Origin of the sequence: Kitasatospora terrestris, from assembly GCF_039542905.1 — a bacterium.
Classification (GTDB): Bacteria; Actinomycetota; Actinomycetes; order Streptomycetales; family Streptomycetaceae; genus Kitasatospora; species Kitasatospora terrestris.
Genome location: NZ_BAABIS010000001.1, coordinates 4,745,954 through 4,758,316, shown reverse-complemented (window position 1 = coordinate 4,758,316; position 12,363 = coordinate 4,745,954). Strand labels below are relative to the sequence as shown.

The 12,363-nt window shown below is 74.0% G+C and carries 12 protein-coding genes; 3 read left to right on the top strand and 9 right to left on the bottom strand.

Annotation, left to right across the window (positions count from 1 at the left end; translation table 11 throughout):
• Nucleotides 1-149: 149 nt before the first annotated feature.
• From ABEB06_RS22030 to ABEB06_RS22020, 3 genes are read right to left on the bottom strand one after another with little or no spacing between them, the layout of a single operon-like run.
• Nucleotides 150-749: a hypothetical protein gene (locus ABEB06_RS22030; RefSeq protein ID WP_345698597.1), complete on the bottom strand. Its 600-nt coding sequence runs from the start codon at nt 747-749 to the stop codon at nt 150-152.
• Nucleotides 749-1,957 (bottom strand): cyclic dehypoxanthinyl futalosine synthase, encoded by a 1,209-nt coding sequence (gene mqnC / locus ABEB06_RS22025; RefSeq protein WP_345698596.1) that lies wholly within the window; start codon nt 1,955-1,957, stop codon nt 749-751. Before mqnC ends, ABEB06_RS22030 begins: the two co-directional genes overlap by 1 nt.
• 55 nt (nt 1,958-2,012) lie before the next feature.
• Complete coding sequence (locus ABEB06_RS22020) at nt 2,013-2,894, bottom strand: menaquinone biosynthetic enzyme MqnA/MqnD family protein (RefSeq protein WP_345701939.1); 882 nt, start codon at nt 2,892-2,894, stop codon at nt 2,013-2,015.
• A 293-nt stretch (nt 2,895-3,187) separates the two neighbouring features.
• Between ABEB06_RS22020 and ABEB06_RS22015 the strand changes: the two genes are divergently transcribed.
• Together ABEB06_RS22015 and ABEB06_RS22010 are read left to right on the top strand one after the other, a co-directional pair.
• Nucleotides 3,188-3,391 (top strand): cold-shock protein, encoded by a 204-nt coding sequence (locus ABEB06_RS22015; RefSeq protein WP_345698595.1) that lies wholly within the window; start codon nt 3,188-3,190, stop codon nt 3,389-3,391.
• 189 nt (nt 3,392-3,580) lie between these two features.
• A complete protein-coding gene (locus tag ABEB06_RS22010; protein ID WP_345698594.1) occupies nt 3,581-4,486 on the top strand; it encodes a glycerophosphodiester phosphodiesterase in 906 nt (301 codons plus the stop codon).
• A gap of 64 nt (nt 4,487-4,550) precedes the next feature.
• Here ABEB06_RS22010 and ABEB06_RS22005 read toward each other — a convergent pair whose 3' ends face one another.
• Nucleotides 4,551-5,885 carry a dicarboxylate/amino acid:cation symporter gene (locus ABEB06_RS22005; protein ID WP_345698593.1) on the bottom strand — a complete coding sequence of 445 codons (1,335 nt, stop codon included), beginning with the start codon at nt 5,883-5,885 and terminating at the stop codon, nt 4,551-4,553.
• Nucleotides 5,886-6,240: 355 nt separating this feature from the next.
• Here ABEB06_RS22005 and ABEB06_RS22000 point away from each other — a divergent pair, with 355 nt between their 5' ends.
• Entirely contained in the window at nt 6,241-7,470 is a 1,230-nt protein-coding gene (locus ABEB06_RS22000) for an MFS transporter (RefSeq protein WP_345698592.1), read from the top strand.
• A 30-nt stretch (nt 7,471-7,500) separates the two neighbouring features.
• Here ABEB06_RS22000 and ABEB06_RS21995 read toward each other — a convergent pair whose 3' ends face one another.
• From ABEB06_RS21995 to ABEB06_RS21975, 5 genes are all read right to left on the bottom strand, one after another.
• Nucleotides 7,501-8,538, bottom strand: a complete 1,038-nt coding sequence (locus tag ABEB06_RS21995) for a LacI family DNA-binding transcriptional regulator (protein WP_345698591.1) — start codon at nt 8,536-8,538, stop codon at nt 7,501-7,503.
• Nucleotides 8,535-8,864: a DUF4229 domain-containing protein gene (locus tag ABEB06_RS21990; RefSeq protein ID WP_345698590.1), complete on the bottom strand. Its 330-nt coding sequence runs from the start codon at nt 8,862-8,864 to the stop codon at nt 8,535-8,537. Before ABEB06_RS21990 ends, ABEB06_RS21995 begins: the two co-directional genes overlap by 4 nt.
• A gap of 84 nt (nt 8,865-8,948) precedes the next feature.
• Nucleotides 8,949-9,479 carry a GNAT family N-acetyltransferase gene (locus ABEB06_RS21985; protein WP_345698589.1) on the bottom strand — a complete coding sequence of 177 codons (531 nt, stop codon included), beginning with the start codon at nt 9,477-9,479 and terminating at the stop codon, nt 8,949-8,951.
• An 11-nt stretch (nt 9,480-9,490) separates the two neighbouring features.
• Nucleotides 9,491-10,798, bottom strand: coding sequence for an MFS transporter (locus ABEB06_RS21980; RefSeq protein ID WP_345698588.1), 1,308 nt, complete (start codon nt 10,796-10,798; stop codon nt 9,491-9,493).
• A gap of 58 nt (nt 10,799-10,856) precedes the next feature.
• Nucleotides 10,857-12,128, bottom strand: a complete 1,272-nt coding sequence (locus tag ABEB06_RS21975; RefSeq protein WP_345698587.1) for an MFS transporter — start codon at nt 12,126-12,128, stop codon at nt 10,857-10,859.
• Nucleotides 12,129-12,363: the final 235 nt, after the last annotated feature.

The following is a 12,363-nucleotide window of genomic DNA, read 5'->3' as shown; positions in this document are numbered from 1 at the left end:
CTGTCCTGGCTCGGCAGCTCGGGGTGCTGAACCGGGATCGTAGCCGCTGGCGGCCCCTCAGGTCACGGCCGGGTCCGGCGGCTCCGTACGACCGTCACACGGCGGACGCGAGATCAGGCCACGGCGGCCGGATCGCTCCTCACGGCCCGTCACCGCCGCCGGTACAGCAGCCGTCCGCCGAGCACCGTCGCCAGGCAGCGGCCCGCCCCGCGCTCCTCCAGCTCCGCGACGGAGGCCGCGTCGAACACCGCGAAGTCCGCCGGGCCGCCGACCGCCAGCGGCCGGTGCACCAGCTCGGCGAGCCGCCCGCCGCCCGCCAGCGGGTCCAGCCCGCCCTCGCGGCCGTCCCCCGGCAGGGCCGCCAGGCCCGAGCGGGCCACCGCGGTGCGCACCGCCGCCCGTTCGAACGGCCCGGCCACCGCCGTCGTCCCGAACCCCAGCATCCGCTGCAGCCCGCGCCGGGCGCTCGGCCCGCGCTGCTCCTCCGGGACGTCCGCCGACAGCGGCTCGGCGCCCAGCTCCTCCCGCGGGTCCGGGTGGTACGCGACCTCCAGCAGCCAGTGCCCGGCCGGATTGCGCAGCCCGGGCACCAGCAGCCCGTCCCACTCGCGCACCCGGGCCCCGGCCACCGGCGCGTACGGGCCGACCGCGGCCACCACCGCGCCGTCCACCAGCACCGCCCCGTCGGTGATCGACGGGGCGGCGGCGGGATCGGGCAGGACGAGCCGGGCCCGGTGCAGCGTCAGCATCAGTTCGTGGACAGGATCTTCAGCTCGGGGTGCGCGGTGCCGCCCTCGATCGCGGTGGAGGCGATGTGCGAGGCCACCCGCGGGTCGACCGGGTCGTTCGCCGGGTCGTCCAGCACCCGCAGGTGCTGGTAGGTGGTGGAGCGCTGGGCCGGGACGCGGCCGGCGGTGCGGATCAGGTGGATCAGCTCGGTCAGGTTGGAGCGGTGCTTGGCACCGGCCGCCGAGACCACGTTCTCCTCCAGCATCACCGAGCCGAGGTCGTCCGCGCCGTAGTGCAGCGACAGCTGGCCCGCCTCCTTGCCGGTGGTGAGCCAGGAGCCCTGGATGTGCGCCACGTTGTCCAGGAACAGCCGGGCGATGGCGATCATCCGCAGGTACTCGAAGACCGTGGCCTGGGTCGAGCCCTTCAGGTGGTTGTTCTGCGGCTGGTAGGTGTAGGGGATGAACGCCCGGAAGCCGCCGGTGCGGTCCTGCACGTCGCGGATCATCCGCAGGTGCTCGATCCGCTCCGCGTTGGTCTCGCCGGTGCCCATCAGCATGGTGGAGGTCGACTCCACGCCCAGGCCGTGGGCGGTCTCCATGATCTCCAGCCAGCGCTCGCCGGACTCCTTCAGCGGGGCGATCGCCTTGCGCGGGCGCTCCGGCAGCAGCTCGGCGCCGGCACCGGCGAACGAGTCCAGGCCGGCCCGGTGGATCCGGGTGATCGCCTCCTCGACCGAGACGCCGGAGATCCGCGCCATGTGGTCGACCTCGGACGCGCCCAGCGAGTGGATCACCAGCTCGGGGAACTCCGCCTTGATCGCCGCGAAGTTCTTCTCGTAGTACTCCACGCCGTAGTCCGGGTGGTGGCCGCCCTGGAACATGATCTGGGTGCCGCCCAGCTCCACCGTCTCCGCGCAGCGGCGCAGGATCTCGTCCAGCTCCCGCGACCAGCCCTTGTCGCTCTTCGGCGGGACGTAGAAGGCGCAGAACTTGCACGCCGTCACGCAGACGTTGGTGTAGTTGATGTTCCGCTCGATGATGTACGTCGCGATGTGCTCGACACCGGCGTAGCGGCGGCGCCGCACCGCGTCGGCAGCCGAGCCGAGCGCGTGCAGCGGCGCGGAGCGGTACAGCTCCAGCGCCTCCTCCGGCGTGATCCGGCCACCGGCCGCCGCGCGGTCGAGGACGGCCTGCAGCTCAGCGGCGGACGGGGTCTGCTCGGACACCTGGCGGCCTTCTTTCTGTGCACTGTCTGGTCGACCGGGCCAGCCTACGCCCCTCCTACACCTGCCCGATCAGGGGCGCCGACTGCAGCAGCCGCACGTCGACGTCGGCCGGGAAGCCGCTGTCGTGAGCCACCCGGCGGGCGAACTCGGTGAGGCCGGCCAGCTGCCGCTCGCCGAGCGAGAAGTCCAGCGCCTCGCTGAAGTACGTCTGGAGCACCGGCGCGTCGAACTCCTCCCAGCGTGCCGCCTGCTCGGCGACCTTCCCGGCCTCCGCCAGCGACAGGTCGCGCGACTCGAGGAACGCCCGGTGCACCGCCGCCGTCATCTCCGGGTGGCGCTCCGCGTACTCGCGGCGGGCGGCCCAGACCGCGAAGACGAACGGCAGCCCGGTCCACTCCTTCCACATCGCGCCGAGGTCGTGCACCGCCAGCCCCTGCCGGGGCGCCTGCTCCAGCGAGGCGCGCAGCGCCGGGTCGCCGATCAGCACCGCCGCGTCCGCCTCGGCGAGCATCGCGTCCAGGTCGGGCGGGCAGGAGAAGTACTCCGGCCGGACGCCCTCCCGCTCCTCCAGCAGCAGCCGGGCGAGCCGCACCGAGGTCCGGCTGGTGGAGCCGAGCGCGACCCGCCGGCCGTCCAGCTCGCCGAGCGGGACCTTGCTGACGATCACGCAGGACATCACCGGCCCGTCGCTGCCCACCGCGATGTCGGGCAGCACGACCAGTTCCCGGGCATGCCGCAGGTACTCCACACAGGTGATCGGACCGATGTCGAGCAGACCGTTGACCAACTGGTCGCTGAGCTTCTCCGGAGTGTCCTTGGTGAGGTCCAGATCCAGCAGGTTGCCGGTCCGGGCGAGGCCCCAGTAGAGAGGCAGACAGTTGAGGAACTGAATATGTCCCACCCGTGGCCTGATCACCGTGTGCTCCCTTTGCCGTATCAGCTCTCCTGGCAGGGTATGCCCGGCTTACTCCAGGCCTTGCAACAGGTGCCCGACACACCGTCTCGCACCTGCGTTCACCCCTGGTAGGGGCAGCCCCCGCGTGCTACGGTTCCAACCAGTTGCAGTTTGATTCCCCTTGCAGTACTTGGAGCCTGCGGAGCATGTAACCGCGGGCTTTTTGTAATTTTTCAGTAGAAAACTCCGGTCAAGGCCGGAGGCAGGGCGATCAGCGCAGCGGACGGATGGTCACACGGTGTGGCCTCCCATACGTCCCTCGCAAGGAGAACGGCATGGCTCAGGGAACCGTCAAGTGGTTCAACGCTGAGAAGGGCTTCGGCTTCATCGCCCAGGAGGGCGGCGGCCCCGACGTCTTCGTCCACTACTCCGCCATCAACGCTAGCGGCTTCCGCTCGCTGGAGGAGAACCAGGCGGTCAGCTTCGACGTCACCCAGGGCCCGAAGGGTCCGCAGGCGGAGAACGTCACCCCCGTCTGACAGTCCTCTGATGTTCTGATCGCTCACGGCCCCCGACGGGTCCGTACGAGAGCAGTCCCAAGGGGGCCCGGCACGGTTCGTCCGTGCCGGGCCCCCTGCCTGTCTGCCCGTCACCTCGATGTGGAACCATCCGACCGGAGGGGGCGTCCCGATCAGGGACACGGCAACACACGGGGGAGTTCGTTCGGCATGCCAGCGGCCATCGGCGGGAATCGCACCCGCACCGCGGCGACTCGCGCCGCCCTGGCGGCCGTCGCCGTCCTCAGCATCGCCGGCGGCTCGCTCGCCCTGGGGCAGTACCGGGCGGACGCGCCGGCGGACCGGACGGTGACCACCTCCGCGACCACGCCGCAGGCCTGCTTCACCCCGCTCATCGCCGGCCACCGCGGCTCGCCGCGGCACGCACCCGAGAACAGCATCGCCTCGTACGCGGCCGCGCTCTCCGAGGGCGCCGACTGGCTGGAGACCGACGTCCGGGTCACCCGGGACGGCGTTCCGGTCCTGCTGCACGACCTGACGGTCGACCGGACCACCAACGGCACCGGCCAGGTCCAGGACCTCACCTACGAGCAGGTCTCCAGGCTGCGGACCAAGGACGGCCGGAACGCCCAGCCGATACCGCGGCTCGCCGACCTGCTGGAGTGGCTGAAGGGCCGCCACGCCCGGCTGCTGATGGAGATCAAGGAACTCCGCAACCCGCAGGACGCCGCCAGGATCGCCCGGATGGCGTCGACCAGCGGCGTGGACGTCGAGCTGTACTCCTTCTACGCCCCGGCCCTGCGGATCGCCCACGCCGCCGCCCCCGAGATGCCGACCACCCTGCTGCAGAGCAGCTGGTACGCCGAGGATCCGGGCACCCTCCCGCTGCGGGCGCTCTCCCTGGAGGCCCCGATGGCGGGCAAGGGACGGGTGGACACCGAACACGGGCGCGGACGCCTGGTCTACGCCTGGACGGTGGACGACACCCGGGGCTGGACCCAGCTCGCCGCCGCCGGGGCGGACGTGGTGATCACCGACGACCCCCAGGGCGCCAAGGCCTGGCGGGACCGGCGCTGCCAGGCGGCGCGGGCGGCGCTCGCCCCGTCCGGCGGCTGAGCCGGCCGGGTACGGCGACGGCCCGCCCCCGGGTGGGGGACGGGCCGCGGCGGGTGGCGGGCGGTCAGACGGCGGCCGGCTCCGTGGTGGTCTGGGCCGGGATCGCGGTCGGGCGGTCCGCGGCCAGCAGGTCACCGGTGGGGTTGTCGTAGGCGGCCAGGTCGAGGGTCTTCTCCCGGGCCGAGACCAGGATCGGGACGACCACCTGGCCGGCCACGTTGGTCGCGGTGCGGATCATGTCCAGGATCGGGTCGATGGCGAGCAGCAGGCCCACGCCCTCCAGCGGCAGGCCGAGGGTGGAGAGGGTCAGGGTCAGCATCACGATCGCGCCGGTGAGGCCGGCGGTGGCGGCGGAGCCGATCACCGAGACGAAGGCGATCAGCAGGTAGTCGCCGATGCCGAGCTGGATGCCGTACACCTGGGCGACGAAGATCGACGCCAGCGCGGGGTAGATCGCGGCGCAGCCGTCCATCTTGGTGGTGGCGCCGAACGGCACGGCGAAGGACGCGTACTCGCTCGGGACGCCGAGGCGCTCGGTGACGCGGCGGGTGACCGGCAGGGTGCCGACCGAGGAGCGGGAGACGAAGGCCAGCTGGATGGCGGGCCAGGCGCCCTTGAAGAAGTTCAGCGGGTTGACGCCGCCGACCAGGCGCAGCAGCACCGAGTAGACGCCGAACAGGACCAGTGCGCAGCCGATGTAGACGTCGGCGGTGAGGGTGGCGAAGGGCTCGAGCAGGTCCCAGCCGTAGACCGCGACGGACTTGCCGATCAGGCCGAGGGTGCCGAGCGGGGCGAGCCGGATGACCCACCACAGGGCGGTCTGGGTGAGTTCGAGGACGGCCTCGCCGAGCTTCAGCGCGGGGGCGGCCTTCTCGCCGATCTTGAGGATGGCGGCGCCGACCACGACCGCGAGGAAGACGATCTGCAGGACGTTCACCTTGAGGAAGGCGTCCGCGATGTTGGTCGGGATGATGCCGGTCAGGAAGTCGACCCAGGTGCCCGCCTTCTCCGGGGCCTTGAGGCCCTGGGTGGAGAGGTTCGCGCCCTTGCCGGGGTCGGTGAGCAGGCCGAGGCCGAGGCCGATCGCGACCGCGATCAGCGAGGTGGCCAGGAACCAGAACAGGGTGCGGGCGGCGAGGCGGGCCGCGTTGGTGACGTTCCGCAGGTTGGCGACGCTCACCACGATCGCGGTGAAGACCAGCGGCGGCACGGCCAGCTTGAGCAGCTGGACGAAGGTCTTGCCGATGGTGTCCAGGGTGGTGGTCAGCCAGGAGACGTCCCCGGCGCGGGCGATCCAGCCGAGCAGCAGGCCGAGGACGAGGCCGCCGACGATCTGCACCCAGAACGGGGTCTTCCGGACCTTCGCGAGGAAGGCGGGGGTGGTGCGTGCTGTGGACATGGAGGTGCGACTCCGGGTGGGGAGGGACAGGCGGGGGGAGATGGGGGGGACGGCGACACGCGGACGCCCATCCGGCAGCAGAGGTGCCGGGGCGTCAGGAGAGGCGTGCCGCCCGCGTACAGCGACAGTCCACAGCACCGCACGGGCACGCGCAGCGGCCGGTGGGCGGGGTGCCCGTCCGGCGCTGGAGCGCGGTGCCTGCGGTGGTCATGGCCGAGAGACTAGCAACAAACCTTTGAGATGTTCAAAGTAGAAGTTTTAGGTGAGCTTTGACGCTCGTCCGGTTATACGTATAACTTGGGGGACGATCCGGACGATCCGGCCTTCCTGCCCGCCCACCGGAGGACGACGACCCATGGGCTACGCCGCCCTGCTCCGCGCCCCGCACGTCACCCGGCTCCTCCTGGGCACCCTGCTCGGCCGCCTCCCCGCCGGCATGACCGCGCTGGTGATAGCCCTCGCGCTGCGCGAGGCCGGCACCCCGTACAGCCGGATCGGCCTGGCCACCGCCGCGTACGCCGTCGCCGCCGCCGCCGGCGGGCCGGTCCTCGGCCGGATCGTCGACCGCACCGGGCAGCCGCGCGTCCTGCTCGGCTCCGCCGTGGTCGCCGCCCTCGGGTACGCGCTGCTCGCCGTCGCCCCCGGTTCCGCGCTCGCCGCGCCGCTGGGCGCCGCGCTCGCCGGCCTGTTCATGCCGCCGCTCGAACCCTGCCTGCGCGCCCTGTGGCCCGACGTGGTGGAGGAGAGCCGGCTGGACACCGCGTACGCCTTCGACTCCGCCTCGCAGCAGGTGCTGTACGTCGCCGGACCGCTCGCCGTGGCCGGCATCGCCGCCTGGTCCTCCCCGTCCACAGCCCTGTGGACGGCCGCCGCGCTCGGCGTCCTCGGCTCGCTCGTGGTCGCCACCTCCGCACCCGCGCGCGGCTGGCGGGCCCCGCAGCGCGCCGCCTCCGCCGGGTTGCTCGGCCCGCTCCGCTCGCCCGGACTGGTGCTGCTGCTGATCGGCCTCGCCGGGGCCGGCTGGACGGTCGGCGCGCAGAACGTCCTCTTCATCGCGTACGCCGAGCGGCACCCCGGCGGCCTGCCCGGCGGGGCCGGCACCCTGCTCGCGCTCGCCGCGCTGGCCGGGCTGCTCGGTGCCCTGCTGTACGGCGCGGCCCGGTGGCGGGCGACCACCGCGACCCGGACCTGGGTGCTGGCGCTCGGCATGGCCGTCAGCTACCTGCCCCTGGTCCTGCTCCCCGGCCCCGGGCCGATGGCCGCCCTCGCCTTCCTCTCCGGCATCGGGCTGGCCCCGCTGCTCGCGGCCGCCTTCGTCCTGGTCGCCGAACTCGCCCCCGCCGGTACCGTCACCGAGGCCTTCGCCTGGCTGGTCACCCTCTTCGCCACCGGCAACGCGGCGGGCTACGCCGTCTCCGGCACCCTGGTCGACACCTCGCTGACCGCGGTCGCCCTGTGCTCCGTCGGCGGCATCACCCTCGGCGGCCTGCTCCTGCTGGCCACCCGCCGGTACCTCGCGCCGCGCCCGGCGGCGCACCCCGCCGCGCCCGCGGCGCGTCCGGCCGAGGCCGTCCGGGCCCACTGACCGGGGGGCGACCGCCGGTGCGGCGGCCCCTCATCCGGCCGGCGCGGTCGATCCCCTGACGATCAGCCGGGTCTCCAGCGGCGGCACGGCCGGCGGCGGGGTGCCGCGCAGCAGGGTGGCGAGGGCGGTGACGCCCGCCCGGCCGAGGGCTTCGCCGGGGAGGTCGACGGTGGTCAGCGGCGGGGCGAGGAGCTCGGCGACCGGGATGTTGTCGATGCCGGCGACGGAGAGGTCCTCGGGGATCCGCAGGCCGAGTTCGGCGGCTGCCCGGTAGAGGCCGGAGGCGAGCACGTCGTCGTCGCAGAGCACGGCGTGCGGCCGGTCGGGCCGGCCGAGCAGCGCGCGGCCGGCGGCGACGCCGGCGGACGCGCCCTCGTTCAGCGGGACGCCGACCTCCAGCACCTCCAGCCCGGCGGCGGCGGACTCGAAGGCGGCGTGCCGGACCCGGAAGGTGTGCGCGGAGAGGGTGGAGCGCAGGTGGCCGATCCGGCGGTGGCCGAGGGCGGCGAGGTGGCCGACGGCGGCGCGCACGCCGCCGGCCATGTCGAGCTCGACGGTGGGCCGGTCGGGGTGGCGGGCCGGGTCGGCGTCGAGCAGGACGGCGGGGGTGTCGGCGGGCAGCCCGCCGAGCTGGCCGTCGTCCGGGGAGCAGATCAGCAGGCCGTCGAAGCGGCCGGTGGCGGCGGCGTCGGCGAGCGTGGCGGCGTCCCAGCCGCTGCTGACCACGACGGCCAGGCCCAGCGGTCCGGCCTCGGCGTGGACGCCGGTGAGGACGCGGCCGAAGAACGGGCCGAGCAGGTTGGGGACGGCGAGCAGGACCATGCCGCTGCGGCCGAGCCGGAGCTGGCGGCCGGCGGCCTGCGGGCGGTAGCCGAGGGCGTCCGCGGCCTCGCGGATCCGCTGCCGGGTGGCGTCGGACACCCGGTGGCCGGTGTCACCGCCGGAGAGGACCAGCGAGACGGCGGCCTGGGAGACCCCGGCGAGCCGGGCGACGTCCCGTCCGGTGGGCCGCTTGCCGCCGGAAGCGGCGGGCGGCCCGCCGGGGGCTCCCGGGCCGGACGGGGTCACTGCCGGGCGGAGGCGGCCCGGGCGGCCTCGTCGGCGGCGTCCTCCTCGGCGTTCTGCGCGGCGATCCGGGCGGAGGTCCGGGAGCGCATGGTCTCCACCCGGCCCGCGATCTGCTCGGACATCGCGTCGCGCTGCTTGGCCAGCACCACGTAGCTGATCGGCGCGGAGACCAGGCCGGCCAGCAGGACCAGGAAGACCACGCCGGTGGAGCCGACCACCGGGATGACGCCGAAGTGGCCGAGCACCAGGAACATCAGCAGGCAGCCCAGGAAGATGCTGGCCCGCAGGGAGGTGTAGCGGAGCGTGGCGTGCTTCTTGCTGCTCACGGGAGGAGGTCCTTTGCTGCCGGGGGTACGACGACGCGGTCCGGGGGACACGGGCCTCCCAGTGAAGCACGTCCTGCCCCCGGGTCAGTCGCGGAGGTCCAGCCACATGGTGACGTCGTCGCGCTCGTCGCCCGGGGCGACCCGGATCGCGCCGGGCACCCGGCCGACCTCGGTGTAGCCGGAGCGGCCGTAGAACTTCTCCAGGCCGTGCCCGCCGCGCAGGGTGAGCCGCAGGCCGGCCAGGCCCCAGCCGCGGGCGACCCGCTCGGCCTCGGCGAGCAGCTCGGCGCCGTAGCCGCGGCCCTGGAAGCCGGGGTGGACCATGACGCGCTTGAGCATCCGCCAGTGGTCCATGAGGTTGAAGCGCATCGACTCGAAGAAGACCAGGGCGGCGACCCGCCCGGACTCCGGCTCGACCCCGATCAGCAGCCGGTCGGGCTGCCCGGGCCCGAGCCCGGCGAACTGCTTCTCGGCGGTGACCCAGACCTCGTCCTCGGTGACCGGGGGGACGAAGCCGACGGCGCCGCCCGCGTTGCTGACGTCGGCCCACAGGGTGACGATCTCGGCGCGCAGCTCGGGGGTGAGCTCGGGGTCCAGGGTGAAGCGCAGGGTCATGATCGGTCAGCCTACGCGGCCGCGCCGGCGGCGCCGGTGGCGCCCGACCGCCGGCGCAGGGCGAGGCAGAGCAGGACGGCGACGGCGCACAGCCCGCCGGCCGCGTACCAGGTGGCGTCGTAGTCGCCGAAGCGGTCGCGGGCGAGGCCCGCCAGGCCCGCGACGGCGGCGGCGCCGATCTGGTGGCAGGCGAGCACCCAGCCGAAGACGATCGGGGCGTCCTCGCCGAAGTACCGGCGGCAGAGCGCGACGGTGGGCGGGACGGTGGCCACCCAGTCCAGGCCGTAGAAGATGACGAAGGCCAGGATCGGCGGGCGGAGCGAGTCGCCGAACAGCTGCGGCAGCAGGAGCAGCGAGACGCCGCGCAGCCCGTAGTAGGCGACCAGCAGCCGGGTGGAGTCGAAGCGGTCGGTGAACCAGCCGCTGGCGATGGTGCCGACCACGTCGAAGACGCCGACCAGGGCGAGCAGGCTCGCGCTGGTGGTGTTGGGCATGCCGTGGTCGTGGGCGGCCGGGACGAAGTGGGTGCCGACCAGGCCGGCGGTGGTGGCGCCGCAGATCGCGAAGGAGCCGGCCAGCAGCCAGAACGGGCGGGTGCCGGCGGCGTCCTTGAGGACGCGCAGCGAGCGGGCCAGGGCGCTGCCGGCGGCGGGCGGGGCGGGCGGCGGTTCGGTGGCGCCGTACGGGAGCAGGCCGAGGTCGGCGGGGCGTTCGCGCATCAGCAGCAGGACCGGGACGGCGACGGCGCTGGCCGCGACGGAGACGGTGACCACGGCGGCGCGCCAGCCGTGGTTCTCGACGAGGGCGGCGAGCACCGGCAGGAAGACCAGGTTCCCGGCCGCGCCGGCCGCGGTGAGCACGCCGGTCACCAGGCCCTGGCGGGCCTTGAACCAGCGGCCGGAGACGGTGGTGGCGAAGGCGCCGGCCATCGAGCCGCTGCCGAGGCCGACCAGCACGCCCCAGCAGAGGACCAGCTGCCACGGCTGTGTCATCAGGATGGTGAGTCCGGCGCCGGTGGCGATGGTGAGCAGGGCGCAGACCACCACCAGCCGGACGCCGAAGCGGTCCATCAGGGCGGCGGCGAACGGCGCGGTCAGGCCGTACAGGGTGAGGTTGACCGAGACGGCGCTGGAGACGGTGGCGTGCGACCAGCCGAACTCGCCGGAGAGCGCGTCCATCATCAGGCCGGGGGTGGAGCGGAAGCCGGCCGAGCCGACCAGCACCACCAGCGAGACACCGAAGACGACCCAGGCGTAGTGCGGGCGGGACGACCGGGTGGGGGCGGGCGCGGGCGGCTGCCGGGTGGTGACGTCGTTCACCCGCCGAGTCTCGGGGATCCGGGCCGCCCGCCGCGAGGGGTTTTGCTGCCAGGGACCGTCAGGATGCGGACAGTGCGGCCGCGTCGTCCGGCACCCGGCGCAGCCGTCGGATCGGGGCGGCCAGCAGCAGCGCGGCGGCCACCAGCAGGGTCACCGCTCCCCCGCCGGCCAGCACCTCGCGCGGGCTGAACGCCTCGGCGGCCGGGCCGGCCAGGGCGGCGCCGAGCGGGAACATGCAGACCGAGCCGGCCACCTCGTAGGCGTGCACCCGGTTGAGCACCTCGCCGGGCACCTGGGTCTGCACGCTGGTGGCCCACATGACGCCCCAGAAGGTGATGCCGACTCCGGAGAGCAGCGCGGCGCCGGCCAGCGCGGCCACCGGCAGGTCGAGGGCGAGCGCGAACTGCTGGGCGGGGAAGGCCAGCAGGGCGAGCGCCCCGCCGGCCAGCGGCCTGGCGGGCTTGACCCGGATCGCGATCAGTCCGCCGACCACGGTGCCCGCGCCGAACGCGCAGTTGAGCAGTCCGTACGCGGTCGCGCCGTGTCCGGGCACCACCAGGCCGGCGGCGAGCGGCATCAGCGGCCCCCAGGAGAGGACGGTGAAGAACATCCAGATCACGATCACGCCCCACATCCAGCTGCGGGAGCGGAACTCGTGCCAGCCGACCACCAGGTTGCGCCACAGGCTGTCGCCCGCCGGCGGGGCGGGCACCGGTCCGAGCCGCAGCAGGAACAGGCAGAGCGCGCTGATGCCGTAGGTGACGGCGGCGATCACCATCACCCAGCCGGTGGCCGCGCCGGCCAGCAGTCCGGCGACGGCCGGGCCGAGCAGGGTGGTGGCGGCCTCGGAGATCCGCAGCACGCCGTTGGCGCCCTGCACGTCCCGGGCGACCAGCGGGACGGTGGAGGCGGCGCCGGGCTGGAACATCGCGGCGGCGGTGCCGGCCACCACGAGCAGGGCGTAGAGCTGCCAGAGCTGGTCCACGCCGCGGAAGAACAGCACCGCGAGCAGCACCCGGGTGACCAGGTTGACCAGGTCGGCGAGGATCATCAGGCGGCGGGCGGTGAAGCGGTCCGCCAGGACGCCGCCGACCAGCACCAGGCCGGCGAACGGGCCGAGCACGCAGGCCATCGCGTAGCCAACGGTGGAGAGCGGGTGGCCGGCCGCCAGCAGGCCGACCGAGACGGCGACCGGCAGCATCGCGTCGCTCAGCAGGCCGGCGGAGCGGGCGGTGAAGTAGAGCCGGAAGTTGCGGGACCAGATCGCCGGTGGGAGTCGTCCGTCGGCAGGCGCGGCGGGGGCGGCGTGCTGGAGTTCGGGTACGGTCACGGACTCAGTTTTGGTGTAGACCACTGGGGTTTTCCAGTGGTTTTGGGTCACGATGCGGAACCGGCCCGCCCGGATCCCGGACCGGCCGGACGGCGGCCCTCCGCACGCACCCCGAGCACGGTACGGCGGACCGCCATCCGGCGGGGCGCCCGCGGGCCCTGAAGCCGGGGCGCCTGCGCTCCGCACTCGCCGAGGAACCGGCCGGCGGGCAGCCAACGACCCCCTGTGTGTCGGC